Source organism: Photorhabdus hainanensis, assembly GCF_018448965.1.
GTDB classification, from domain to species: Bacteria; Pseudomonadota; Gammaproteobacteria; order Enterobacterales; family Enterobacteriaceae; genus Photorhabdus; species Photorhabdus akhurstii.
Genome location: NZ_RCWD01000001.1, coordinates 75,598 through 98,354 on the forward strand (window position 1 = coordinate 75,598; position 22,757 = coordinate 98,354).

A 22,757-nucleotide genomic window follows, 5' to 3' on the forward strand; every position below is an offset into this window, starting at 1 on the left:
CATTCTGAATTAACCCAACCAGCGAAGAAACCACGGGAATTTAGGCCGCTCCTGATTATTCGCCTGTGTTATACGTTCTTGTATCATAGCTAACAAGTGTGTTTCTTGTTGATCATAATAAGGGATACCTGTTAATAAAGGCAGCGCTTCAGAAACATGTTTTACTGACCATAAATGGAATTTTTGCTCTTTTACCGCATTTACAACGGCTTGATTGAGACATAAATGACGGATGTTCGTCGCTGGTAGGATAACTCCCTGTTGACCAGTTAGTCCTCTGCGATGGCATACTTCAAAGAAACCTTCGATTTTTTCGTTAATACCACCGATAGGTTGAACGTAACCAAATTGATCTACTGCACCTGTGACCGCCAGTTGTTGATCAATGGGTTGCAGGGAAAGAGCACTTATCAGTGCGCATAATTCAGCAAGAGAAGCGCTGTCGCCGTCAACTTCACTATAAGATTGCTCAAATGCAATAGATGCGGAGAAAGGCTGCGGTTGATCTAACTTTAGCTCGGAAATCAAAAAGGCTTGCATAATCATCATGCCTTTCGCATGGATATTGCCACCTAACTCGACTTTGCGTTCAACATCAATAAATTCCCCATCTCCTATATGAGCCACGCAAGTGATGCGAGATGGTTCTCCTACTGAATCAGGGTGGCCGGGGTACTCCAGCACAGATAATCCATTAATTTGGCCAATGACCATGCCTTGGGTACGGATAAGAATCTGGCCTTGATGAATTTCCTCTAAACCGCGTTCTGGCAGATAGTTGTGACGCCAGCGGCGATTCTCCTCTGCTTGTTTAATAGATTGAGCTGTAATCTGATTTTCTTGCTGATAGAGTGCGGCGGTGGTGAGTTGCCGCTGTAGCCAAAGAATATCCAAAGGCAGGTGGTATTGATCTTCTACATAACGAGTTGCTTGTTGGACAAGCTCAGGCCAGGCATTATGATTCAACGGAGGCAATTGCCATTGTTGAATAAGCCCATTGATATAATTGCACCACAGGCTTAAATCCTGCTCATTATGAAATGGCATATCCAGATCAAATTCACCATACAGAGCGCTTTTGGCTAATTCAGGTTCTGTTGCCTGAAACTCTTCAAGGTTTAGACGATCTCCAACCAGAATCAGACGTAGCTTTAATGGCATCGAGGGGATAGGTAATGGTAGCGATTTGTTGCTATCCGGAGACAACCATTCAAAGCGTTGCTGAATAATCATCTGTTTCAGGCGAACCCACATTAATGGCTGAGAAAGTAGGGTACGTAATGGCAGAATAAGTACACCGCCATTTACCTGATGAATTAGACCGGGTTGTAAGTGAATTTCTCCGTTGTGAGAGTGGAAGCAGCCAAATAATTGCTCTGCTTCTATCCATTCACGATAGGCCACGCGTAACTCAGGTGTGAAATGGCCTTCTGTTGATGGTTGCCAGCTAATTTTTTGTTGCTGGATGTGATAATTGCCACCAATTTGGGGAAGTTCTTTCGTGAGTAATGGATGGATAGACTCAGCTAATGCTGACAAATAAGTATCACATTCTTCAGCTTTCAATAGCATAAAAGGCTGGCGGGAATCCATCCGGCAAAAAAGCTGTAAACCACTATGTAGCCGTGATTGAACGGCTTCCATACTGGCAGGTGCCTGTTGGGAAGCAGAATGAAAGAGCGCATCATAAGGCGCGCAATTCGGCAGTAATGCCTGCCAGTCTAGTTTGTTAGTGGTCAAAATGATCGCTATATATTGTAAAGTAGGAAAGTGCCGATTATACAAGATTAAGATATAAACCAACATGCTTGAATGTTTGCTATCGTAGACACTTTATGTAAAACATAATTTGATCAAAAAGCAGAGATTAATCAGTTTGGCTATAAGCAATTTACTAAAATAGTTGTTATGCTTATTTTTAGTTACGCTGTCACTGAGAAAGTAAGATGAAATATCAACAACTGGAAAATTTGGAATGTGGCTGGAAATGGGCTTATCTGATGAAAAAACATCAAGAAGGCGAGCTAATTACTAAATATATTGAGAACAGTGCAGCTCATGCAGCAGTTGATAAACTCATTGAACTTGAGAGTGAGCCGGTAAGGGTGCTGAAATGGATTGAGCAACATATGAATCCTGATTTATCCAACCGAATGAAACAAACTATCCGCGCTCGGCGTAAACGGCATTTTAATGCGGAACATCAGCATACTCGTAAGAAATCCATCGATTTAGATTTTCCCGTGTGGAATCGCTTATCTGCGCTTTCTCAGCGACGGGGTAATACACTGTCAGAAACTATCATCCAGTTAATTGAAGATGCTGAACGGAAAGAAAAATATGCCAATCAGATGTCTAGCTTGAAACACGACTTGGAAGCTATTCTGGGTAAGAAAGAGTAATTTCAGTTGTTATAGATTGATATCGCAATAAGCTCCTTAAAGTAGATTCACCGTAAGTAAAAGAAAACCCCATTTGGCAATGAGGTTTTCTGCGCTTTTGATGATTAATTATAACCAAGAAAGGCTATTATTGAGCGGATTTTGCTTGAGTAACAACTTCTTTAATGCCCTGAATTTCGATCTCTACGCGACGATCTGGCGCCAGGCAGTTGATTAGGTTAGGTTTACGAACCTTATCACAGGTAGAACCGGTGACTGGATTTGCTTTACCGTGGCCTTCTGCGCTGATGCTGCCGGTAGGGATACCTTTAGATACCAGATAGTCAACTACGCTTTGAGCACGTTTTTGAGACAGTTTCTGATTGTACACGTCCTTACCGATACGGTCGGTGTAGCCTAAAACCAGTACCTTGCCTTGATTTGGGTCGATGTTTGCTAGCTCAGTATAGAGTTGATCCAAAGTATGTTTACCTTCGGTTTTCAGCTCAGAACTTGCAAATTCGAACAGCACGTCAGAACGCAGGGTAAAACGCTTATTTTCAACAACGGGTGCTGGAGCTGGAGTTGGAGCAACAACCGGAGCTGGAGCGACAACTGGGGCTGCTGCTTCATCTTGGCCGAAACGGTAAGAAACACCAACGCTTAACAGACCGTTATCAGGACGTGCGCCTACTGAGCCTGCGTCACCGATATTGTTAACCCACTGGTAGTCCAGACGAGTAGCCCAGTCTTTAGTTATCGCATACTCAACGCCAATAGCCGCCAATGGAGAAACACCGGTGTCATGATTTTTCAGATGAGTATTGGTTGCGCCGTAATTTGCTTTGGAATCTGCCCGCCAAACCATACCGCCTAAGCGAGTATAGATATCCAAGTCATCCATAATTGGATAGCTCAGTTTGGTTGCCAATTGGAAACCGTGGGCTTTGAAGGCGCCATTATTGACGCTGCCTTTGTAAGACATACGTCCTAACCAGTCATAACCTATTTCAAAACCCAGGTATGGATTGGCTTGATAACCTAAGAAAGCACCCGCACCCAATTGGTTTTTATGAGTAGGGCCATTACCGATTGCACTGGTATAACCGTTGCCGTAGAAGTTTACGTCATGGTATTGGGACCAACCCAACTTACCACCGGTATACCAAGTGTTGTCTTTTGGAGCTGCTTGCGTCGCAGTTGTGAAAGCGGCCACTGCCACTGCTATCGCGATAGCTGTCTTTTTCATTTTAACGCCTCGTTATTATCATCACCCAATAGGCAATTGGCTTTGGAAGCCTTTTTGCTTACTGCCTATCCCATTAGGCTTTCATTTGCCATTCTTTGTAATAAAAGCGAGCACTGAATTGTGCTCAAATTCTCCGGTACCATTATTGTGTGTACACTTTGAATTTTGCGCGTTTCTATGTTCACTATTCATCCATAAGAATGGCTTGCACTAATTTTAGCATCTTTTAATATCTACTAAGATAGGCTGTCGAGCCATATTGATTAAAAACTCAGTTAGAGGAATGCTGCACTTTTTCATAAAACCGATAGACTAAACAATACAAGGGTACTAAGTGCAGTAACCTTTAATGGTGTAAAGTCTACAACGAAGTTAAAAAGTTACAAGTGCCCCTTGATTAATAGAGTAAAAAATTTAAAAGGTAATGTATAATTTTTTTAAAAAATTTACTATTCTTTACAACTAATCTTGCCTTAATTAATTGATTTTAATTGTGATTAGTGATTTTCGGTCTGGATTGGTTATTTTGTGTTATAAATATTGCGATAATTCCTAGTTTTGGTCAATGATAGTAAATGGAATGGATTTTTAGTAAATCTGCTCGCGATTCAGCACAGTTGGTTTCTTTATTTACATCTTGTGGGCGCATAATAAAGCCTAGTGCATTACCTTTTTGTGCCGCAGCCTGTAATTTTACGGTATCTTTTTCTGATAACTTTGGTAACCAGCCAAGTACCACGCTGTAATTACCACTCGCTAATGCTCTTTCCATTGCTTCTACCGTTGTAATGGAGCTGATGCGATTTAATTGGACAATCTTATCTAAAGGTAATCCAGAGTTAATTAACCACTGGCGGCTTAGTTTCTTATGTGGACTAACCCATAGCAACCAGCGAGCCTCATTTCCTGATTGGCGCAACAAAGGTAGTAATATACGATTAATGATAGCTTGGTTATCGCTATATTGGTTATCACTATAAATCAATTCACTCACTATACCTTCTTTACCCTCTTTCACTACCCCCTCTCTTTTGGCTGAATTATCTTGTGCAGGCGAAGAGAGTGATAGCCGCTTTTTGGTTGACTGATGTTTAGAAGGGTAAACCCAGGATGATTGAATGCCCATAATGAACCTCGCCACGATTAACTGTATTAATATACAGTATCTTCATGTCAGGCTAAGATCAAGTCTATTTTTTCAAAGAGCTTCGCAAATATTGACTGTAAATGGTTGTAAACTCATTTAACCATTGGCAGAGAAAATTGAATTGCGTATGTTTTTAATTGCTTGTTCCTGTTATTTATTTTACTAATAACTGGGACAAATCTATGGATAAGAGATTTATTTGTACAAAACTCATGGAGTGATCTGTATGTTTTTGTCTGAGGTGCGTTTTACTCAACTTAAAAATGGTTTTTCGTCGTTTGGAACATTGACAAGGAAGCCACAGTTTGGCGGTTACAGCCTGTTATCTGATGGGATTATGTTCGCTATTATTGCTGATGGAGAATTATATTTACGAGGAAATGGACATGCTGAAGTATTATTTAAAGCCAGAGGAATGAAAAACTATATTTACTCGAAAAAGGGAGTGCCTGTAACTTTGCGTTATTACCAGGTGGTTGAATCACTTTGGCAAGATCAAGAGTTGTTATCTCAATATGCGTATTTGGCTTATCACTACTCATTTATTGAAATGGCGGGTAAAAAGAAAATGCCGGAGCGCTTGAAGGATTTGCCTAATCTTGGAATGTCTTTGGAACGCCAGTTATGGAAAGTTGGAATATGTAAAGTTGAAGATTTACGATTGTTAGGTGCGAAAGCCAGTTATTTAAAATTGCATCAATATAAAAGAAAATCTAATATTAATTTATTGCTTGCTTTGGCTGGTGCAATTGAAGGGTGTCATTCAGCCGTTTTACCGGTACAGATCCGTAATGATTTATTACGCTGGCACAAGGAACTGGCTTGTTAGATCTTTATCGAGAATAGCTAATGAAAGGGGCAGTCAACTGCCCCAGTATATCAATCTGGTTATAATTGATTAATTTATTTAATGATATTAACAATTTCAGGTAACAATCCTATTAATAAACCAGTTTGTTGCAATACCAGTTGCTCTTTACTATTTCTTTCAGCCGGAGCTTGCTCAATTCTTTTCACTATATTGACGGGTATTTGCTTAATTCTATCATCATCTATTAATGCCGGTTTTAATGCTGTATTGACATAACAAACAGTATCATTAAGAATGTCCAGAATAACTTTATCATCCAATTTATCTCGGTGTGCTCCCAGCGCGGAGATGTAACTTAGCATGGTGTGATTTAGGCACAATAGCCGGAATGCTTTTTCTTGAGAAGTCTGGTCACTTTTCGGCTCGGCAGACATGTTTGAAATAACGGATACCAGTTCTGCGTCGCTATTATGGGCATCACGGCGGGCGATTCGATAGTTCAATCCATTATCTTTTCCCTGATAATATTGAGCCAAAATAGCATCAAGATAGCGACAATTGGTGTTCATCGTCCGATTTATCACTTGTGATAACTGGCGGAATTTCCAATCGGGCCAGATGAAATTTACGGCTAACCAGGCGTTACCACAACCAATTAATGTGTCAATAATTCTTGGTAGTGCGACTTCAAAGCCTTCACCTAACAAATTGAAGCATAGTAATACCAATAACGTGATAAATAGGGTTGCATGTGCATACTGGGTATTACGGAAGGCGAAGAACAATACACCGGAAATAACAATTAGCACCAGTTGCCCCTCAATAGATGGCACAAAGTAAAGGATTGGCAAGCCTATCAATACGCCGGCGACGGTGCCTATTATTCTTAGTGTCAAACGGCGGCGAGTGGCGCTGTAGTTGGGTTGGCAAACAAACAGACTGGTTAGTAAAATCCAATACCCATGTTGTAAATCCAACAACTGGATCATAGTGTAGCCGCTACATAGCAGAACAGACATGCGGATTGCATGGCGGAACAGGGCTGATTGTGGGGTTAGGTGACGGTTGAGCCTTAAACAGATATCACGCCAGCCAGTCAACGTTTCGTCAGATAGTTGAGTTTCATCTTTTCTGTCTCTAGAAAAATTGTATCGTCCAGAACTCATGCTTGCTAATTGCGCGTCAATCGCGCGCAGATTTTTCAGCAAATTATATAAGGCGGTAATCTTGCGGTTGTGTTTCTGTTGTTTATTGAGTTGTTGTAGGGAACTTTCCAAATAGTTAAACGCACGTTCGATACGCGGATTGTGTTGGTGTGGTTTGTGCCAAAGTATCGATTGAGCAATTTGTTCACATACACGGGCTTGCATAGAGAGAAAACGTTGAAAGCGAAACAGAATATCGCTGTAACGAAAAGTATGCAGTAAGCTCTGATATTGCACATGGGAGGAACTTACTCGTTCGTGAATGTCTTGTGCAACAAAGTAATAATGCAGAGTGTGGTGGGTTCCACGTTGGCCGCTATCGCCTTTCAGACGGGTCAGTAGAGAGGTTTTGGCTTGATTTAGCGTGTTAACTAAGACACTGTTTGCCATTGCGACATTAACGACGGATTGCTGATATCCTTCTTCTATTATATCGGGATCAAACAGGTTAGCTTTAGCATCAAGGTAAACTGCAAGTTGTTGGTAACAACGCGCCAGATTGTCTTGTAACGGACGGATAGGGAACAGTAAATGACCAGTTAGGGTTAGCAGGTTATACCAGATTGCACCTGTCAGCAATAATAGGGGCTGCTGATACCATAATGGAAAAATAGATGAACCAAGCATGGTATAAATTGCGATCAGCAACGCACCAAATGCAATAGTGGCATAACGCTGCCCGATGGCTCCCAGTAAGATAAAACTACAAGTGGATAACGCCAGCCCAATGGTAAAAAGCCAAGGATAGGGAAACAGTAATTCAATAGAGACTGAAGCGATAAAGAAAGAAATCAGTGTGATCACCAGATTACGTAAACGACCAGTCAGACGATCATCAAGATCAGCGAGTGCGGCGGCAACAACGCCCAAGGTCAATGAGATAGTTATTTTAGGATCTTTATCCAGAAACCAAGGCACTAGTGTTGTTCCAGCCAAGGCTATTAGAATACGGTTATAATAGAGAAGATGACTGTTATAAAGAAAACGGCGCGGACCGGAGAAAACAGTTAGCACAAAATACCCCTGAGGTAATAATAACGGTCATAAATAACTATTATGATAAAAGGTTTATTAGTGATAAAAAACTCTTATAAGACATAATTCAACTATTTTTTAGGTATGGCGCTCGATAATGGAACTAAAAGCAACACAAATTGGTCAACGTCTTGCTCGGCATCCTTATAATCGGGTGCGTTTGCTGAATGCGGGTATTGAAGTCAGTGGTGAAAAGCATCAATACCTTATCCCATTTAACCAGCTAATTAATATTCAGTGTAAACGAGGTATTGTCTGGGGTGAATTAGAGTTTGAATTGCCCGATAGACAAGCGGTTCGCCTTCATGGCACTGAATGGCAGCAAACTCAGCGTTTTTACCATTATCTGCTTGGTGAATGGCAGAAATGGAGCCAGGAAATGAGTGATATTAGCGCTAATGTGCTGGCAACTCAGGTTAGTGAAATCAACAGAATTGACCAACAGAATCGCTGGTTTAAAAAAACGGATTTATTCCAGTTGCAACAGCGGATTCAGGCAGAGTTTCAGGCTTTACCATTGCCGTTACAACGTCTGGAACAATTTGATAATTGCAGGGAAGGGTATCAAACATGTTTGAGCTGGCTTGAGAATGGCGAGAAGCTTGTTGAAAAGATGAATCTGCAATGGACAGAACGTATGTTGGAGCAACATCGTGACTTTTTTCAGCGGGTAGAAACATCTCCGTTAAATCTTTCTCAGAGTTTGTCTGTTGTTAACGGTGAAAATTCAATTCTGGTTCTTGCTGGCGCAGGGAGTGGAAAAACATCGGTGTTAGTTGCGAGAGCGGGTTGGTTATTACTTCGCCAACAGGTGATTCCCGAACAGATATTATTGTTAGCGTTTGATAATCAGGCTGTAAGTGAGATGAATGAACGGATTCATATCCGTCTTGGTGTGAATGATATTAAAGTAAAAACGTTTCATGATCTGGCGTTGCATATCATTCAGCAAGGAAGTAATAAAGTACCCAAAATCAGCGAGCTGGAAACTGATGAGCAAAAAAGAAGAGATTTTTTGATTAAACACTGGCAACAACAATGCAGTGAAAAGAAAGCGCAAGCCAAAGGTTGGCGAGAATGTCTGACGGAAGAGTTGAAATGGGAAGTGCCGGAAGGTGAATTTTGGCACGATGAACAGCTTGTTAACCGTTTATCGGACCGGCTTGAGCGTTGGTTGGGTTTGATGCGTATACATGGTGGTAGTCAGAAGGCGATGATAGAACAAGCTCAGGAAGAGTATCTGGATCGGTTTCAAAAATGTATTCGCTTGATGGGGCCTTTATTAAAAGCGTGGAAATCTGAATTAAAAACAGAAGGTGCTGTTGATTACCCAGGGTTAATCCATCAGGCAGTGAATATTCTGGATAAAGGGCGGTTTATCAGCCAGTGGAAGCATATTCTGGTGGATGAGTTTCAGGATATTTCACCATTGGGGGCCAAATTGCTCACTGCATTGCGAGCGCAAAACAGCCAAAGCTGCCTGTTTGCCGTAGGGGATGATTGGCAAGCAATATATCGTTTCAGTGGTGCGGAACCGATGTTGACTACCGTATTTGCTGATTATTTTGGTAAAGATGCTGAATGTGTATTGGATATCTCTTATCGGTTTAATGATAGGATTGGTGAGGTTGCAAACGAGTTTGTGCAACAAAACCCAAATCAATTAAGTAAGCCACTAAATAGTTTGATTAAGGGTAATAAAAAATCAATTGTCATTCTGCCAGAAGATCAGCTTGAATCTTTATTGAATAAAATGAGTGGCTATGTCACTGAGCAGGAAACGATTTTATTACTAGCACGTTATCACTATTTGAAACCTGAATTACTGAAAAAAGCAGCAACTCGCTGGCCTAAATTGAAAATAGAGTTTATGACTATTCATGCTTCCAAAGGACGACAAGCGGATTATGTCATTATTCTTGGCTTGCATCAGGGGCAAGATGGTTTTCCTGCACCGGCAAGGGAATCTGTGATGGAGCGGGTTTTATTGCCGCCGCCGGAAGATTTTCCGGATGCGGAAGAGCGTCGCCTTTTGTATGTTGCATTAACACGGGCGAAGAAGCAGGTGTGGTTGATGCAGGATAAGAAGAATCCATCGGTGTTTGTGTATCAATTAGAGCGACTAAATGTGCCTGTTCAACGTAAACCTTGAGGTTTTGCCTGGCTGAAATATTCGGGGCTATCATGGGATACCTTTGCTGGAAATCTCACTCTTGTTTTTTCCTAGTATCTGACTTGGAGAAAACGTGTAGTTGTAGGTATATGTTGCAAAGACTTATTTCAGACGTTCATTTAAATAATTTTGATAATCAGGCACTTGAATACTTACTGATTCAGAAAACAGAGAAGAACTAACAATAAAATCCGCAGACGCCAGATTGGTTGCTACGGGGATATTCCATACTGTAGCAAGGCGTAGCAGTGCTTTTACATCAGGATCATGAGGTACGGAATTAAGCGGGTCCCAGAAAAATATCAACACATCAATTTTCCCTTCTGAGATTAGAGAACCAATTTGTTGATCTCCACCCATTGGGCCACTAAGCATATTGGTAACGGGTAATCCGGTTTCGTTCTGAATCAGATTACCGGTTGTGCCGGTAGCGTATAAATGGTGTTTCTTGAGTAAATTCTTATGTTTTTTGGACCAGGTTAATAGCGAAATTTTACAGTGGTCATGTGCAATAAGCGCTATATTTTTAGTGATTGCCATTGTGCGAGTTGTCAATTCCATGAGATGCCTTTAGTAATCGTTATTGTGTTTTCGAACGTAGTTAGTCCAATTGATAACAATGTTTATCATATACATTGTAATAAATAAACAAAGTAAAACACCGAATTTTGAGGAAGAGTAAATGAGTGACCAGCAAATTGCAGACATACTAAAACGAGTAAAAGTTATTGCTCTGGTAGGAGCAAGTGAAAAAACTACGCGTCCAAGTTATAAAGTTATGGCTTATTTACTGGAACAAGGCTATCAGGTGATCCCTGTCAGCCCGAAGCTTGCCGGACAAACATTGCTTGGGCAACGAGTGTATGCACAACTGGAAGATATTCCACAACCTGTTGATATAGTTGATGTATTTCGTAATGCGGAAGCTGCATATGACATTGCGCAAGAAGCTATAGATATCAAAGCAAAAGTGCTCTGGTTGCAACTTGGTGTTATTAACGAACAAGCAAAAGTGTTGGCAGAAGAAGCTGGTCTGGAAGTTGTTATGGATCGCTGCCCAAAAATTGAAATTCCAAGATTGGGACTCGAAAAATAATCTTTATCAGTTTGTAATTATTTGGTTTCCAATCGGCGGATGAAGGGAGCCTGGCGCCAATATCTAATACAAACTAAAGCGTTGGATGAGAGGCGGTGCCCGGGTTCCAAGTGTTCAAATAATGTTTAAGTTGAATATTGAGTTTACTGTTCTAGACATCTTATAAAGTCTATTTTTACAGTTATTACAATATCTTAAGGCAATTTTAGTTGTTTTTATGGTTGCTAAGTTTTGCCAGAATCTACACTTTTATTGCTATAAGATAGGTGTTTTTGCTGTACCCCAGTTTTAACCCTTTTTTATCATTAAAAAATAACCTATTGATTTAAAAGAAAAATTAAATATCGCCTAAAAAAAGGGTTTTTTCATTTTTTATCATTATATTCTTTAACAGTCAGCAACTTAAGGTTAATATGTAACAGTGCACTGCCGTACAGGCAGCTTAGAAATAAGTTAGCGGCAATTGGCCCGGCATAGGTCAGTGCACTGCCGTACAGGCAGCTTAGAAAGTGACTGATCAATGCGCAGGCGGTGTAATATCGTGCACTGCCGTACAGGCAGCTTAGAAAAAAAGCCGTAAAAGCAGCTTATGATCTTGCAGGTGCACTGCCGTACAGGCAGCTTAGAAATAAAAAACGGGTAGCACGCCATGCAGCTCGACGTGCACTGCCGTACAGGCAGCTTAGAAATGAGCCGTGGCGATCTTTGTGCTGGTTCGGAGGTGCACTGCCGTACAGGCAGCTTAGAAAGTTCGGTGGAAAACCCTACTTTATAAGCGGTAGTGCACTGCCGTACAGGCAGCTTAGAAAATATGCTTCATCAGTGCGGCATATGCGGGACTGTGCGCTGCCGTACAGGCAGCTTAGAAAACTAATGATACGGAGTTTGTTCAAGCATTACAGTGCACTGCCGTACAGGCAGCTTAGAAAGATAAGTAGTTTCAATGCGATCTTTAATAAAAGTGCACTGCCGTACAGGCAGCTTAAAACACGATAACTGCCTTAGGTTGTTTAGGTATAAATGGGAGATTAATTGCGCAGCCTTGGGGCCAGTAGCTGATTGCGGATAGATTCTGCTAGTTCATCTAGAGAAGGTTGCTCTGGATGTTCATCAGATGTTTCATAGGCTAATTGCGCTTCAGCCAAATAAGTATGTACAGGTTGACCGTTGTCATCTTCCATCACAACGTGATACCAAGGAGCGGAACGCAAGGTAGCATTGGATGCAATGTCATCCTCTTGGGGTTGTTCCAGAGAGTATTCCACATCAATATCCACGATGACTCCTAAATAACCAAGAAGCTTGTGACGTACTTGTTGGCCGATACCGAATTTGCTGGCGATAATCATAGTCACCTCCAAAGAAGATCTTGCATTGACATTGATATAAGGGCAGTAAGGTGAATTACAAGAGCATACCCGGTGGTTGAAGCCTTTTTTTGCTTTAATTGTGAGTGTGACTTCATCTATTTCAGGTTAGCTGTAGTAAATATAAAACACAACCAACAGTCGTGTGCTTAACTATATATGTGAGCGATACCGCAAGGTGATTGGGTTGATAGGGGTAATTATGATTAAATCTGGAATAACAATTTATGTTTATGGCCGGGTTCAGGGAGTTGGGTTTCGCTATCAAACTTTTCGTTGGGCGAAATTTAATAGGCTGACAGGTTATGTCTGTAATTTGCATGACGGCAGTGTCAAAATCGTAGCTTATGGTGACAGTGAACAACTAAATAAATTAACCCATTGGTTGGAGCAGGGTGGTCCACCGGGAGCACGAATAGATAACCTTTCCTTTCACACCTGCGCAGTGGAGGATGTTGCAGATTTTAGCGTCCGCCACTGAGCTAGATTATTGATTAGATACATTTTACCGGTTTCGGCAGCCCGGCAATTTTAGTTGCCTGCTTTGCCGGCCCTTTGGGAAACAAGCGGTAAAGATAGCGACTGTTGCCTTTTTCTTCGCCATACTTTTGTGCGATTGCTTTTACTAACATACGGATAGCCGGGGACGTATTAAACTCCTTGTAAAACCCCCGGATAAAACGAATGACTTCCCAATGCTGTTCAGTCAAAGTGATTTCTTCTTGTTCGGCGAGGAGTAAAGCTATTGCTTCCTGCCAGTCACTACTGTTTTTCAGATAACCTTGCGCATCGGTTTCGATTTCTTGACCTTCGAATACCAACATAATCATTAATAACCATCAAAGAAAAGTAGCCGTAATTTAGCAAAAATCACTTCCGTACCCAAGGATAGGATGCACACATGCGGATAAAATAAGCCAACGACCATGAAAAAGAGTAAATTTACGGCAATCGAACAGAAGGAGACTTTACATCTTTCTCGGTGCTGTTTATAGTGCACGCCATTGCGGAGGGGTGGCCGAGCGGCTTAAGGCAGCGGTCTTGAAAACCGCCGATGGGAAACCATCCGAGAGTTCGAATCTCTCCTCCTCCGCCAATTACACTTCTACTAACATATCTTAAAGTCTATTTTCTTCAATAAAATCAAAGAGTATAGGAAAAACAAGTATCTTAAAGGCTCTTGGCGTCTCTTAAAATCAACAAGAATTTGTGTATAGTTTTGTGTATAGTTTTTCCTGTACAAATTTTCCTATACACATTGGTGAGATGATGAAGCTAACAGACATGGCTATCAAGAAAGCCAAACCGGAAGAAAAGCCTTACACGTTGTCTGATGGAAACGGGCTTTCACTATTGGTAGAACCGAACGGCTCTAAAGGATGGCGATTCCGCTATCGTTTTGATGATAAGCAGAAGATGATCTCTTTAGGTACTTACCCGGAGGTACCTTTAACGGAAGCCAGAAGAAGAACGGCAGAATGCCGCTCAATGGTTGCTGGTGGCATTAATCCTTCCGAAGCCAGAAAGCGGCAAAAACGAGAAAATATCATCACGTCAGAAAATACTTTTGAGAAAATCACTCGCGAGTGGTACGAAAAACGCAAAGATAGATGGTCGGCAGGGTATCGCTCTGACATGATGAGCGCATTTGAAAATGATGTCTTTCCTTATATTGGAGACAGGCCAATAGCAGACATAAAACCACTGGAGTTATTGGATGTTCTTTCAAGAATGGAAAAGCGCGGGGCAACTGAGAAGTTAAAAAAAGTCCGTCAGCGTTGTGGTGAGGTATGGAAATACGCCGTTATTACAGGTAGAGCTGAATATAATCCAGCCCCCGATCTTGCCAGTGCGTTTATCCCCCATAAAAGAGAGCATTATCCTCACTTAAAAATCGATGAACTCCCAGAATTTTTAAGGTCCATTGATAAGCATATGAGCAGCCAAGTAGTTAGGCATGCATTGAGAATTTTGATTCTTACTGGATTGCGCCCTGGTGAATTAAGAAATCTGGAATGGAGCGAAGTGGACTTAGAAAAGCGAATGGTAGAAATTTCTGCCGAAAGAATGAAAATGCGCAGGCCGCACTGTATTCCTTTATCTGATCAAGTAGTGACTTTGTTCCAGCAGTTGCACCCAATTAGTGGTGGCTATCAACATGTATTCCCTAGCCGAACGGATTATAAAAAGCCAATTAGTGAAATGGCTATAAATGTTATGATGAAACGCATGGGGTATGGCGGCAGAGCTACGGGACATGGATTCCGTCACACAATGAGCACCATATTACATGAGCATAGCTTCCCATCTGAATGGATAGAATTGCAGCTTGCTCATGTTGATAAAAATAGCATCAGGGGCACGTATAACCATGCCCTTTATCTGGATGGACGCAGAGAGATGCTTCAATGGTACGCTGATTTTATGAATTCCCTAGAATACGGGAAAGATATTATTAATAGTCGCTTTAAAAATGACTAACTACGCATTATCTTCAATTGAGCAGCGGGATTTATTAATACGCTGCGCAATCCATTCATTGATTTCACACTCTATAAAGGCAATTGAACGAGGACCAATTTTAACTGGTTTAGGGAACTCCCCTTTATCTATTAATTTATAAGTCCATGACTTGCTATAACCCGTTCTATTTAAAACCTCATTTAATCTAATTAGCTTATTTGACATATACATCACTCCCTTTTCTAATATAACCGTTCTCCAAAATTATCCTTGCCACTGTTGCCGGAGTTGTTTTATCGCTCCAGGTAAGATCATCAATCAGGAAGTTCAGTTCAGCAGCAAGTACGGATTCTAAATCTTTGGGCCAATACTCATATGCAATATCGCTGTAATGAGAGTTCTTGATGACCTTAAGTGTCAGTAATACCATCTCTTCCGATGCTCTATCGGCTTTTCTGTAACCGGCATCCCAAACAGCATCGGTGATATCAGATGGATCACCCCATGCCGAGGCTATTACTTGGGTTAAGTGGAATGAGTTATTGATCATGCTTTTTCCTCGGTGTTATCGGCCTCGAATTTGATATAGTCGAGACCATCGGCTTGAGCTTTGTGTAATTCTTTAATAAATTGCTCTTTTGAATATCCAAGGCTTTTGGAAACGATATTTAATACTTGTTCATTTTCAAGAAGCTCATCTATTCCCATTGTGATTTTATTATTGCTCATGATTACTTTTCCTCTGGTGACTGATGGTATCTATATCTTGTCCGCAAAAAGGGCAGTAATTCACCATAACGCCAGTGCCGACAAATTCACCAGAATGTAACTGAACGATATCAGTACCCGGCTCTCCATTTACTACCTGTGGCGCTGGTGTCAGAGGAGGGCATTTGCCCTCGTGGATATAAAAATTACGTTTCATGCGGTGGATGATCTGCTGTGTATAGTCCCTGCCATCGTCGATATGGAATGTCGTCCTGATCAGTTCATCATCGGTATCTGCTATCTGGTTGTACTCTTCCGTCACTGTTCGCTCTCCCTGCAAATGATTTTGTAGGCCCGCAATACGTGCGTTGTTTTGCCAGTGATAGTAGTTTTCCTTAATAGGAAACCGACAGACGAAGCACGAACAGGTACCATTAACAGGGCGGCATCGACACAACGGTTATGCTTGCGGCGTTCAGTGATGAAACTGGCAACGACGATCTGTGCAATGTTACCCTTGTCTAAGTATTCGATTTTCATCGCAATGACTCCTATTGTTTGCCAGCGCATTAAGATGAAAGTTTTTCGTTATCATCTGAGCCTCCTGTCAATGAATAATCGGCATGGTGTTAAACTCGCCAGCCTCTGCCGCTTTGATTAATTCATCGTGCAAGATAGAAAGCCCTTCGCGCCCTTTATCAGATAGCCGATTGCCGATCTCTGGTTGTATATTGATAAAAGTCATGTACATTCTGACCGCCATATCCGCCCCGTCTTCGCTACCGGACTTCTCAAAGGCGATCCCCTCAATATGGGTTGCTAACATCATGCGCTCTGCTAATGGGTATATCGTGATTGCCGCTGTACCATTATCGTAGATGGCTGCGGTATCAGTGCCTCCCTTGCCGTTACCAACTTCACAAGTGCTGTTTCCGTCTATTTGCTCTTGCACAAACGAGGCTGACACAACCCAACGCCACAACATTAACCGCTGTTCACTGGTTGGTACATAGAAGCCCGCTTTCCAGCCATGAAGAATAGCCACTATCAATTCAAAGCCCAGTAATAAATCATTGTCATATTGACCCGCGTCCAACGATACCAATGCCTCCGCATAACTCATGACTTTGGTGTTCGCGGCCTCAGTAATGACAATGACGCCATACTTGCCGTAATCAAATGCTGTTTCAGTGTGTTGCTTTATTGCACCCATGATTACCCCTGCTGGCTTAGTGTGATGTTTGCTCATTACTTACCCTCCCAACCGATAACTTGGAACAGCCCCATTTTTGGGTGATACCATTTGGATTTACGTTGTTCAGCTTCATCCATCATCAGACGGAATGCGCTCATAAAGTCCTCTTTAAATATGATTTTCATCGGGCGAGGTTGTCCGTCTGGTGTCATGATGATGATGCTGTCCGTTGGTACGTTGTACTGTTCGGCCAAGGTACGGCACTTGGCATTGGTTAATCCTGATTCAGTCGCAGCCAGAGAGAACCCAATCCAGCCTACGGGAATAGCTCCGTGTTTGATTTGCTCAATGGTTTCATGAACCTGTTCAACCTTCTCATCAATGCGGTTAATCTGGCGCTGTTGTTGGGCGGCATGACTGGCGATCCTGGCAATCATTTCAGTCTCGCTCAGTACCGTTTGCGGTTTACGGAAATAGTTGTTGACCAGTTCACGTTGAACCTGCCACGCAATATCATCATTGAATGGTTTGGTTAACATCAGATAACCAGACTCAAAAAGCACAATGCCGTTGGGGGCGAACTTGGAAAATAACCCGTCAGGGAGGTTGGTACGTATATCGTCCTGACCTAAGATTTGATAATCCACTCCACACACAAAGCGCTGATTGTTTCTGTTGAATGCGGCTTTAGCTGTTCCATCTGGTCGCTCGTGAACCTGATCAATCATTGAGAACGTCACAATGCGCTGACCTTGATATTCCACGACAGGCATTTGGGTTTTATTGATGGTGATTAATTCTTTCATTGTTTCACTTCCTTAATTTCAATTTTCATTTTCTTGGCATGGCGGCGCATGGAGCGATTAAGTGGCATTAATATGTCTCCGTTATGCGTCGAATAAGATTCAATGAACTTTTGGGAATTGACATACCCATCTGTGGACCCTTCTTTTATTTGAAGGAGCTGAGGTATTGTCATGCCTTCAAATCCTTGCTGTGTTTTACTTCTTCTCCTTCTCCTTCTCCTTTTCGCCATTGCATCCCCTCCGCTTTATCAATGTGGACCTTTAGAGCATCAGCGAGTTGTTTCGCTTCTCTCTCTTTTGCGACGCTGCTTATAATCTTCCTGCCATTGTTCATAGCGCCCTTGTAATGAATGACGTTTTAAATTTAGTTCAACACGATATTCAGCCCATTCACGGTTAACTTGGTGTTTGGCGTGTTCAGCGACTTTGTTCCAAAAAATAGCCGCTGTTTCATATTTTTCTTCACGCTCACTTTGAATAGCTCTTTGTGAGAAATTAAAATGGGTAATATTCACTAGGAGTCCTTATTTACTGAAAGGTATATTCTGGTGAAAGTCCGCCGTGTTTAGCTCTTTCTGAAATTAATTTAATAAGAGTACGCATAAAATCATTCCATTCACCCGTTAATCTATCACCATGTTTTGATAAACAATCACTGTAACTATTTAAAATATAATTATCCGCTTTACATCGTGTATATTCGTTATAAGCAGGAAATTCGAAAAATACATGCAAAGTTTTCTTTAATATCTCTTCCGACAATTCAACAGTGCACATAGAGCCATCATGAAGACTAACAGCGATACAATAGCTATTGGTTTTCTTTAACATTGCATCGAGTTTTGCTGCTATTAAACGATTTCTGTATCGTTCAATTAATGTTTGATTACTCATAGATCTACTCCTTTTATAGGGTGTAGGAGTCCTCAGCAATCAAGCTGTAGTTAAAATTTAACTAACTTATATAATTGGCAATATTTTACATTTAAAACTCCTCCCTGTTTATTTTAATTAATGCGTCACAATGTTGTTTAGCAGATTCTTCTGTTAAGTGAATAAGACGTGAATTTAAGTAATAATAATCAATATTATCAGAACACCATGTGAACCAATTTATATCACCGCTTTCTGAAGTTGTCGCTGTATAATATTTGTCACCTTCCTTTAACTCATAATCAACAGGTTTAGGAAAGTTGACTTTGCCGACTGTTATCATCTCAGGCTTGCGGCGATATTTAAAATCTGGATGCCAATGCGGATGATGAAAAATATCTTCCCACGTTCCATCTGCGGCATCAAAAATTTCCCAAAGCTCATACGGCTTATCTGTTCTCAAAGCATCTTGTGCATATTGAAACATTAATTCAGCGTGTACGTGTTTTTTATTTTCTGACATTATTTAGCCCTCTATGTAATTAAGTACGTTTAACTTCCACGACCTCAGCATCAACTGTTTCAATAATAGTTTTACTATCTGGCATACAAACCCGACGTATCTCTTGAGCAGCTTTTTCAGCTCCTCGATATGTTTTATATTTGTTGCGGAAGGTTTCTTTTGTTATTCGTCCTGTGCGATAGTTTTTGGTTGTGATGATTATCTTAAACATGGTTAATCTCATTAGCTACTTGGTAGCATTAATAAACTCTTTTCTTAATCGCTCATATTCACAGAAAGCGTTAATATATTTTTTGCGTAGTACATCTATTTCTTTCCTACGCTTAAGCAGTAATCTTATTCGCTGTACTGCTCTTTTTTGGCATGAAATATACTCAGGTAGTAATTCTCCTATTGTCCAGTTCACTATATTGTTTTCACCAATTATTAGTTGGGCTGGATAATTAGTTTCGCGTCCGGCCCGGCTAAATACTTTTTCCGTCATAATATGCGCCAATTTATTAATGGCATTACTACGGCTAGGGCGCTTGTAAGAACGGCCATGACGGCTAACAGCATAGACAGGTGTAATGTATGTATGCTGAATGCATTATCAATACCGCCATCATGAATAAGCTCATCGTCATCAAAGCGGGAATAATCGATTTTTCTAATTTCATCATTTAAGCTCCTCCCAGTATTCTTATTTCTTGTGCAATATCGCTTGCCAGACTGGAAGCGAGATTTGTTAATGTTGCGGTGTCTGTATTGGCCTCATCAGTAACAGCTTTACTAACAGGTATCATTAATACCTCAAGATATTCAGATTTATCTAATAAATCTTTAAGTTTTATTTTACTGATATTGATTTCATTATTTTCTATTTTAGGTTTATTTTGACCTTTAATCGTTTTTATCTGCGTCTCCATCGTTTCTGTTTCTTTTAGTAGCCCAAAAACCAGATCTTGTAATGCACCGATGGCATAAGATTCATCACATTCTTTTCCATATGATTCTTGCCATATTTGGAGAAGTACTTCTATCTGTTTTGTTTTTATCTCCACGCCTGAGAAAGAGGTCTCTAAATCAAACATAATAGCCTCTTTTTTTCGTTGATTCATTTATTACAGCTATATTCGCAATGTCAATTAAACTGGCAAGCTGTTTAATTACTTCTAAGAGCAAAAGACAGTCCGGTCTGCCTTTGTTTTTCGATGAGGCATCAAATTTATCGTAAATATTTTTAAGCTTAACTAATTCATTAAAGAAATTATCATTATCAGCAAGATTTGGCTGGCTATTAACCACGGCTACAAATTGATCATGGAGTGCAATGTAGCTTTCCCAGATAATTTTAGCTGGAGTTATATTGGTAGTCTGTGGTGAAGATAATATTGTATTAAGCATGTTTCACCTTATTTACTTGCCCCATCCAGACAATGAAATACCCTGATAGCATTTCAGATAACGCATATTTGGCTTGCTGATAACTTTCAGCCACATATTTAACTTTAACAATGAGCTGTTCAGTATCTGCGTGTTTTGTGACTGCAAAAATAAAAGTCTTTGTGGTATTATCTGTTTTGAACATAGTAATCATGCCTCAAAGTGTTTATTCTGTTCAGGCTCTGGTATTTGATTGGTGTCGGTGCCAGAGCCGTCTTTAAATCAGTTCAGTCCAAATTAAGCTTGTCTGTTCCCAGTGCGGATTCAAGGGAGCAATTGACTTCATAGTTAATATCACACACAAGAGCAATTAGTTCGCACAACTCGCCTGAACATTTTTCTTTGTCAGCCATACTCGTAATGACTTCATAAAGTGAACAAGCCAAACCTGAGCGGTATTTTGCATCGTCTAAAGTAATTGGTTTACGCATGATCTACCTCCATGTTGTAGCGTTTTATTGCTGAAAAAATAAAAGTCTTCTTGAACATAATAATCATACCTCGGTGTGTTTATTGTCGTTCCTGCTCATTCAACTACTTCTGTTTCTTCTGGTGATTAAATCTATCACCTTGGTGGTATTTAATCTATCACTATAGTTCTAGTTATTCTAGACCTATAGTAATAAAAAGTTATTTTTTATTTTATGATATTGAAATAAAAGGAATTTTTAAAAAAACAAAAAATGTTTTTTTATCTTGATAATTGTAATGATTTAGTTAAAAATCAAGATACTGTGCGTCTAAACAGTATCTTAAGGGGAAGGAATGCCAGACCTATTGCGAACGCACCCAGGGATTTATGCTACAACAATCGAAATTGAACGGGGTTATTATCGTCTTCGTTTCATATCGCGGAACAGGTATACAATAACACCCACTAATTCAACGTCAGGACTGATAGGAGTTAATGGTACCCTAGCATCATCAACCGATAGAAATCCGAAAGCACCACCTTGTACAAAACGATATACAGAGTAGTTTTCTCCTATGCGCGCATATACCAAATCATTGTTAGCTGCTTTTTCTGATCTATCGATTACAACTAAAGAACCTTCTGGAGCTTCTGAGCAGCCAGTATTTTGGGTGATTCTATACGCTCTGTACGCGTCAGATGATTCAAAGAATCCCGGAATCATAATTGTATCCCCTGTATCACTATCGGCATCATAGATTTTTACAGGAAACGATTTAGTGCACTTTACCACAACTGAGGTGGGTGAGTTATCTGGGTGCATGGGACCACTGCCATCACTAAGCCATTCTGGGCGCACACCGAGAACTCTGGCCAACTCAACAACTTTAGTAGTGCTTTGCGCTTTTCCTGTGGTTAACTTCCATATCATGGACTGAGCCATGTCTACTTCTTTGGCAAGAGAAGACTGTGTGAAGTCTTTCTTTCTCATTGCCTCTTTTAGTCTTTTCGCGAATGTCATACCCACCTCTTCAATAAGTTTTGTTAATTCTATCTCTAAAGTGATATCTTTGCAAAAACACTATAGTGATTGATTTATCTTTTTGGTGATATTAATATCACTATGGAGTTAATAAGAGGATGGAGTATGAAAAATCTTGCGGTAGAAAAGGCTATAAAAATTGTGGGTAATCAAACGATACTTGCCAATGCATTAGGGTGTAGACAGTCATTAGTTAGCGCTTGGTTGCATGGGAAGAAGCGTGTTTCTGTCTCATCTGTTCCTGACATTGTGGACCTTACAAAAGGCGAAGTTCAGCCTCACGAATTACGCCCAGATCTGCCAAAGGTATTCCCACCACCTGGAAATTATTAACCATGTTCCCTAATTCCTACTCTCAAGTATCAATGCCATCTCAATATTTTCTTGATGACGGCAAGTGAATACAGGAGATGTTACTGAGTCTTGATCCGGCTGCACGGGCAAAAATCACGGTGAAGTATGCCGAGGTTTATCAAGCGGCTTGGGATGAGGAACCAATTTCATATCGGAAAGATAACACGGCACGGCGTCATGCGAATATCTGGTTAAGGGAGTTTGTCAGGAAATATGCAAGAGTGAGTCAGGGTTATACCGAGAAGCCGCTTAAAGCACTGCCAGAGAACCAGCCCCAATCTGAGGCGGCAGGATGATCGCAGTGGTATCAGGCAGTACGGAAAAGGTTGTGTCTTCTGGCTGTGGGATCGGTGGTTAGGGGATCACTAGGGCTAAACATGAGAAAAATAGTCAAATGAGAATGATTATCAAAGTGGGTAAAAAGCCAAAAAAAGTGGCAGGCACGGAAAAGTATTAAATAAGTACCCCCTTATTTTTTTAGGACAAATGAGA

The 22,757-nt window shown here is 40.8% G+C and carries 33 protein-coding genes, 1 tRNA gene and 1 CRISPR repeat array; of the genes, 9 read left to right on the forward strand and 25 right to left on the reverse strand.

Features of this window, described 5'->3' with window-relative positions; translation table 11 throughout:
• Positions 1–9 precede the first annotated feature (9 nt).
• Positions 10–1,740 carry an AAA family ATPase gene (locus EAE92_RS00290; protein WP_214066631.1) on the reverse strand — a complete coding sequence of 577 codons (1,731 nt, stop codon included), beginning with the start codon at positions 1,738–1,740 and terminating at the stop codon, positions 10–12.
• Positions 1,741–1,946: 206 nt separating this feature from the next.
• On the opposite strand from EAE92_RS00290, the gene matP reads away from it, so the two are divergent.
• Entirely contained in the window at positions 1,947–2,402 is a 456-nt protein-coding gene (matP, locus tag EAE92_RS00295) for a macrodomain Ter protein MatP (RefSeq protein WP_036807148.1), read from the forward strand.
• A 127-nt stretch (positions 2,403–2,529) separates the two neighbouring features.
• On the opposite strand, the gene ompA is transcribed toward matP, so the two are convergent.
• Positions 2,530–3,630 carry a porin OmpA gene (gene ompA / locus EAE92_RS00300; protein WP_036778853.1) on the reverse strand — a complete coding sequence of 367 codons (1,101 nt, stop codon included), beginning with the start codon at positions 3,628–3,630 and terminating at the stop codon, positions 2,530–2,532.
• A 562-nt stretch (positions 3,631–4,192) separates the two neighbouring features.
• Positions 4,193–4,756 carry an SOS-induced cell division inhibitor SulA gene (gene sulA / locus EAE92_RS00305; RefSeq protein ID WP_214066632.1) on the reverse strand — a complete coding sequence of 188 codons (564 nt, stop codon included), beginning with the start codon at positions 4,754–4,756 and terminating at the stop codon, positions 4,193–4,195.
• Positions 4,757–5,003: 247 nt separating this feature from the next.
• On the opposite strand from sulA, the gene EAE92_RS00310 reads away from it, so the two are divergent.
• On the forward strand, positions 5,004–5,606 hold the full coding sequence (locus tag EAE92_RS00310; protein ID WP_036778848.1) for a TfoX/Sxy family DNA transformation protein: 603 nt from the start codon (positions 5,004–5,006) through the stop codon (positions 5,604–5,606).
• 74 nt (positions 5,607–5,680) lie between these two features.
• Here the strand turns inward: EAE92_RS00310 and yccS are convergent, their stop codons facing one another.
• A complete protein-coding gene (gene yccS / locus EAE92_RS00315; RefSeq protein ID WP_214066633.1) occupies positions 5,681–7,807 on the reverse strand; it encodes a YccS family putative transporter in 2,127 nt (708 codons plus the stop codon).
• Between the two features lie 118 nt (positions 7,808–7,925).
• Here yccS and helD point away from each other — a divergent pair, with 118 nt between their 5' ends.
• On the forward strand, positions 7,926–9,980 hold the full coding sequence (gene helD / locus EAE92_RS00320) for a DNA helicase IV (RefSeq protein ID WP_214066634.1): 2,055 nt from the start codon (positions 7,926–7,928) through the stop codon (positions 9,978–9,980).
• A gap of 123 nt (positions 9,981–10,103) precedes the next feature.
• Here the strand turns inward: helD and mgsA are convergent, their stop codons facing one another.
• Entirely contained in the window at positions 10,104–10,562 is a 459-nt protein-coding gene (gene mgsA / locus EAE92_RS00325) for a methylglyoxal synthase (RefSeq protein WP_214066635.1), read from the reverse strand.
• 121 nt (positions 10,563–10,683) lie between these two features.
• On the opposite strand from mgsA, the gene EAE92_RS00330 reads away from it, so the two are divergent.
• Positions 10,684–11,097 (forward strand): CoA-binding protein, encoded by a 414-nt coding sequence (locus tag EAE92_RS00330; RefSeq protein ID WP_214066636.1) that lies wholly within the window; start codon positions 10,684–10,686, stop codon positions 11,095–11,097.
• A 421-nt stretch (positions 11,098–11,518) separates the two neighbouring features.
• A CRISPR array of direct repeats spans positions 11,519–12,086; the repeat unit is 28 nt; unit sequence GTGCACTGCCGTACAGGCAGCTTAGAAA.
• A 39-nt stretch (positions 12,087–12,125) separates the two neighbouring features.
• Here the strand turns inward: EAE92_RS00330 and hspQ are convergent.
• Positions 12,126–12,446, reverse strand: coding sequence for a heat shock protein HspQ (gene hspQ / locus EAE92_RS00335; RefSeq protein ID WP_036807155.1), 321 nt, complete (start codon positions 12,444–12,446; stop codon positions 12,126–12,128).
• 220 nt (positions 12,447–12,666) lie between these two features.
• Between hspQ and yccX the strand changes: the two genes are divergently transcribed.
• Positions 12,667–12,945, forward strand: coding sequence for an acylphosphatase (gene yccX, locus EAE92_RS00340; RefSeq protein WP_036807158.1), 279 nt, complete (start codon positions 12,667–12,669; stop codon positions 12,943–12,945).
• Between the two features lie 13 nt (positions 12,946–12,958).
• On the opposite strand, the gene tusE is transcribed toward yccX, so the two are convergent.
• Positions 12,959–13,288 carry a sulfurtransferase TusE gene (tusE, locus tag EAE92_RS00345; protein WP_214066637.1) on the reverse strand — a complete coding sequence of 110 codons (330 nt, stop codon included), beginning with the start codon at positions 13,286–13,288 and terminating at the stop codon, positions 12,959–12,961.
• Positions 13,289–13,472: 184 nt separating this feature from the next.
• Here tusE and EAE92_RS00350 point away from each other — a divergent pair.
• Both EAE92_RS00350 and EAE92_RS00355 read left to right on the forward strand, forming a co-directional pair.
• Positions 13,473–13,560 (forward strand) — tRNA-Ser (locus EAE92_RS00350).
• 173 nt (positions 13,561–13,733) lie between these two features.
• Positions 13,734–14,945: a tyrosine-type recombinase/integrase gene (locus tag EAE92_RS00355; protein ID WP_214066638.1), complete on the forward strand. Its 1,212-nt coding sequence runs from the start codon at positions 13,734–13,736 to the stop codon at positions 14,943–14,945.
• Here EAE92_RS00355 and EAE92_RS00360 read toward each other — a convergent pair whose 3' ends face one another.
• The 18 genes from EAE92_RS00360 to EAE92_RS00445 form a co-directional block, all read right to left on the reverse strand.
• Positions 14,946–15,152: a helix-turn-helix transcriptional regulator gene (locus tag EAE92_RS00360; RefSeq protein WP_036807163.1), complete on the reverse strand. Its 207-nt coding sequence runs from the start codon at positions 15,150–15,152 to the stop codon at positions 14,946–14,948.
• Positions 15,142–15,477 carry a hypothetical protein gene (locus tag EAE92_RS00365; protein ID WP_036807166.1) on the reverse strand — a complete coding sequence of 112 codons (336 nt, stop codon included), beginning with the start codon at positions 15,475–15,477 and terminating at the stop codon, positions 15,142–15,144. The genes EAE92_RS00360 and EAE92_RS00365 overlap by 11 nt, the downstream gene beginning before the upstream one ends.
• On the reverse strand, positions 15,474–15,656 hold the full coding sequence (locus EAE92_RS00370; protein WP_036807169.1) for a hypothetical protein: 183 nt from the start codon (positions 15,654–15,656) through the stop codon (positions 15,474–15,476). The genes EAE92_RS00365 and EAE92_RS00370 overlap by 4 nt, the downstream gene beginning before the upstream one ends.
• Positions 15,646–15,957, reverse strand: a complete 312-nt coding sequence (locus EAE92_RS00375) for a hypothetical protein (RefSeq protein ID WP_214066639.1) — start codon at positions 15,955–15,957, stop codon at positions 15,646–15,648. The genes EAE92_RS00370 and EAE92_RS00375 overlap by 11 nt, the downstream gene beginning before the upstream one ends.
• Positions 15,954–16,175, reverse strand: a complete 222-nt coding sequence (locus EAE92_RS00380; protein WP_036807767.1) for a hypothetical protein — start codon at positions 16,173–16,175, stop codon at positions 15,954–15,956. Before EAE92_RS00380 ends, EAE92_RS00375 begins: the two co-directional genes overlap by 4 nt.
• Positions 16,176–16,242: 67 nt before the next feature.
• Complete coding sequence (locus tag EAE92_RS00385; protein WP_214066640.1) at positions 16,243–16,884, reverse strand: hypothetical protein; 642 nt, start codon at positions 16,882–16,884, stop codon at positions 16,243–16,245.
• A complete protein-coding gene (locus EAE92_RS00390; protein WP_214066641.1) occupies positions 16,884–17,636 on the reverse strand; it encodes an ORF6N domain-containing protein in 753 nt (250 codons plus the stop codon). Before EAE92_RS00390 ends, EAE92_RS00385 begins: the two co-directional genes overlap by 1 nt.
• A complete protein-coding gene (locus tag EAE92_RS00395) occupies positions 17,633–17,866 on the reverse strand; it encodes a hypothetical protein (protein WP_214066642.1) in 234 nt (77 codons plus the stop codon). Before EAE92_RS00395 ends, EAE92_RS00390 begins: the two co-directional genes overlap by 4 nt.
• Before the next feature lie 39 nt (positions 17,867–17,905).
• Positions 17,906–18,151 (reverse strand): ANR family transcriptional regulator, encoded by a 246-nt coding sequence (locus tag EAE92_RS00400; RefSeq protein ID WP_036807182.1) that lies wholly within the window; start codon positions 18,149–18,151, stop codon positions 17,906–17,908.
• A gap of 13 nt (positions 18,152–18,164) precedes the next feature.
• Positions 18,165–18,530 (reverse strand): hypothetical protein, encoded by a 366-nt coding sequence (locus EAE92_RS00405; protein WP_214066643.1) that lies wholly within the window; start codon positions 18,528–18,530, stop codon positions 18,165–18,167.
• Between the two features lie 91 nt (positions 18,531–18,621).
• Positions 18,622–19,032, reverse strand: a complete 411-nt coding sequence (locus tag EAE92_RS00410) for a hypothetical protein (protein ID WP_214066644.1) — start codon at positions 19,030–19,032, stop codon at positions 18,622–18,624.
• A gap of 19 nt (positions 19,033–19,051) precedes the next feature.
• A complete protein-coding gene (locus tag EAE92_RS00415; RefSeq protein ID WP_214066645.1) occupies positions 19,052–19,243 on the reverse strand; it encodes a hypothetical protein in 192 nt (63 codons plus the stop codon).
• Between the two features lie 15 nt (positions 19,244–19,258).
• On the reverse strand, positions 19,259–19,516 hold the full coding sequence (locus tag EAE92_RS00420) for a hypothetical protein (protein WP_214066646.1): 258 nt from the start codon (positions 19,514–19,516) through the stop codon (positions 19,259–19,261).
• Positions 19,517–19,694: 178 nt separating this feature from the next.
• The gene (locus EAE92_RS00425; protein ID WP_214066647.1) at positions 19,695–20,105 is read right to left on the reverse strand and encodes a hypothetical protein; all 411 of its coding nucleotides are present in this window, start codon (positions 20,103–20,105) and stop codon (positions 19,695–19,697) included.
• Entirely contained in the window at positions 20,098–20,418 is a 321-nt protein-coding gene (locus EAE92_RS00430) for a hypothetical protein (protein WP_214066648.1), read from the reverse strand. The genes EAE92_RS00425 and EAE92_RS00430 overlap by 8 nt, the downstream gene beginning before the upstream one ends.
• Positions 20,411–20,602: a hypothetical protein gene (locus EAE92_RS00435; protein WP_214066649.1), complete on the reverse strand. Its 192-nt coding sequence runs from the start codon at positions 20,600–20,602 to the stop codon at positions 20,411–20,413. The genes EAE92_RS00430 and EAE92_RS00435 overlap by 8 nt, the downstream gene beginning before the upstream one ends.
• 82 nt (positions 20,603–20,684) lie before the next feature.
• The gene (locus tag EAE92_RS00440) at positions 20,685–20,888 is read right to left on the reverse strand and encodes a hypothetical protein (RefSeq protein WP_036807197.1); all 204 of its coding nucleotides are present in this window, start codon (positions 20,886–20,888) and stop codon (positions 20,685–20,687) included.
• Between the two features lie 399 nt (positions 20,889–21,287).
• The gene (locus EAE92_RS00445) at positions 21,288–21,890 is read right to left on the reverse strand and encodes a helix-turn-helix domain-containing protein (RefSeq protein ID WP_214066650.1); all 603 of its coding nucleotides are present in this window, start codon (positions 21,888–21,890) and stop codon (positions 21,288–21,290) included.
• A gap of 126 nt (positions 21,891–22,016) precedes the next feature.
• Here EAE92_RS00445 and EAE92_RS00450 point away from each other — a divergent pair, with 126 nt between their 5' ends.
• Both EAE92_RS00450 and EAE92_RS00455 read left to right on the forward strand, forming a co-directional pair.
• Positions 22,017–22,244 carry a helix-turn-helix domain-containing protein gene (locus EAE92_RS00450; protein ID WP_036807203.1) on the forward strand — a complete coding sequence of 76 codons (228 nt, stop codon included), beginning with the start codon at positions 22,017–22,019 and terminating at the stop codon, positions 22,242–22,244.
• A gap of 77 nt (positions 22,245–22,321) precedes the next feature.
• Positions 22,322–22,561, forward strand: a complete 240-nt coding sequence (locus EAE92_RS00455) for a hypothetical protein (protein ID WP_246544922.1) — start codon at positions 22,322–22,324, stop codon at positions 22,559–22,561.
• Positions 22,562–22,757: the final 196 nt, after the last annotated feature.

Coding starts and splice junctions, on each gene's coding strand:
- matP (WP_036807148.1), top strand. CDS start 1,947: ATGAAATATCAACAACTGGAAAATTTGGAATGTGGCTGGAAATGGGCT.
- ompA (WP_036778853.1), bottom strand. CDS start 3,630: ATGAAAAAGACAGCTATCGCGATAGCAGTGGCAGTGGCCGCTTTCACA.
- sulA (WP_214066632.1), bottom strand. CDS start 4,756: ATGGGCATTCAATCATCCTGGGTTTACCCTTCTAAACATCAGTCAACC.
- EAE92_RS00310 (WP_036778848.1), top strand. CDS start 5,004: ATGTTTTTGTCTGAGGTGCGTTTTACTCAACTTAAAAATGGTTTTTCG.
- helD (WP_214066634.1), top strand. CDS start 7,926: ATGGAACTAAAAGCAACACAAATTGGTCAACGTCTTGCTCGGCATCCT.
- mgsA (WP_214066635.1), bottom strand. CDS start 10,562: ATGGAATTGACAACTCGCACAATGGCAATCACTAAAAATATAGCGCTT.
- EAE92_RS00330 (WP_214066636.1), top strand. CDS start 10,684: ATGAGTGACCAGCAAATTGCAGACATACTAAAACGAGTAAAAGTTATT.
- hspQ (WP_036807155.1), bottom strand. CDS start 12,446: ATGATTATCGCCAGCAAATTCGGTATCGGCCAACAAGTACGTCACAAG.
- yccX (WP_036807158.1), top strand. CDS start 12,667: ATGATTAAATCTGGAATAACAATTTATGTTTATGGCCGGGTTCAGGGA.
- tusE (WP_214066637.1), bottom strand. CDS start 13,288: ATGTTGGTATTCGAAGGTCAAGAAATCGAAACCGATGCGCAAGGTTAT.
- EAE92_RS00355 (WP_214066638.1), top strand. CDS start 13,734: ATGAAGCTAACAGACATGGCTATCAAGAAAGCCAAACCGGAAGAAAAG.
- EAE92_RS00360 (WP_036807163.1), bottom strand. CDS start 15,152: ATGTCAAATAAGCTAATTAGATTAAATGAGGTTTTAAATAGAACGGGT.
- EAE92_RS00365 (WP_036807166.1), bottom strand. CDS start 15,477: ATGATCAATAACTCATTCCACTTAACCCAAGTAATAGCCTCGGCATGG.
- EAE92_RS00370 (WP_036807169.1), bottom strand. CDS start 15,656: ATGAGCAATAATAAAATCACAATGGGAATAGATGAGCTTCTTGAAAAT.
- EAE92_RS00380 (WP_036807767.1), bottom strand. CDS start 16,175: ATGAAAATCGAATACTTAGACAAGGGTAACATTGCACAGATCGTCGTT.
- EAE92_RS00385 (WP_214066640.1), bottom strand. CDS start 16,884: ATGAGCAAACATCACACTAAGCCAGCAGGGGTAATCATGGGTGCAATA.
- EAE92_RS00390 (WP_214066641.1), bottom strand. CDS start 17,636: ATGAAAGAATTAATCACCATCAATAAAACCCAAATGCCTGTCGTGGAA.
- EAE92_RS00395 (WP_214066642.1), bottom strand. CDS start 17,866: ATGGCGAAAAGGAGAAGGAGAAGGAGAAGAAGTAAAACACAGCAAGGA.
- EAE92_RS00405 (WP_214066643.1), bottom strand. CDS start 18,530: ATGAGTAATCAAACATTAATTGAACGATACAGAAATCGTTTAATAGCA.
- EAE92_RS00410 (WP_214066644.1), bottom strand. CDS start 19,032: ATGTCAGAAAATAAAAAACACGTACACGCTGAATTAATGTTTCAATAT.
- EAE92_RS00415 (WP_214066645.1), bottom strand. CDS start 19,243: ATGTTTAAGATAATCATCACAACCAAAAACTATCGCACAGGACGAATA.
- EAE92_RS00420 (WP_214066646.1), bottom strand. CDS start 19,516: ATGACGGAAAAAGTATTTAGCCGGGCCGGACGCGAAACTAATTATCCA.
- EAE92_RS00425 (WP_214066647.1), bottom strand. CDS start 20,105: ATGTTTGATTTAGAGACCTCTTTCTCAGGCGTGGAGATAAAAACAAAA.
- EAE92_RS00430 (WP_214066648.1), bottom strand. CDS start 20,418: ATGCTTAATACAATATTATCTTCACCACAGACTACCAATATAACTCCA.
- EAE92_RS00435 (WP_214066649.1), bottom strand. CDS start 20,602: ATGTTCAAAACAGATAATACCACAAAGACTTTTATTTTTGCAGTCACA.
- EAE92_RS00440 (WP_036807197.1), bottom strand. CDS start 20,888: ATGCGTAAACCAATTACTTTAGACGATGCAAAATACCGCTCAGGTTTG.
- EAE92_RS00445 (WP_214066650.1), bottom strand. CDS start 21,890: ATGACATTCGCGAAAAGACTAAAAGAGGCAATGAGAAAGAAAGACTTC.
- EAE92_RS00450 (WP_036807203.1), top strand. CDS start 22,017: ATGAAAAATCTTGCGGTAGAAAAGGCTATAAAAATTGTGGGTAATCAA.
- EAE92_RS00455 (WP_246544922.1), top strand. CDS start 22,322: ATGTTACTGAGTCTTGATCCGGCTGCACGGGCAAAAATCACGGTGAAG.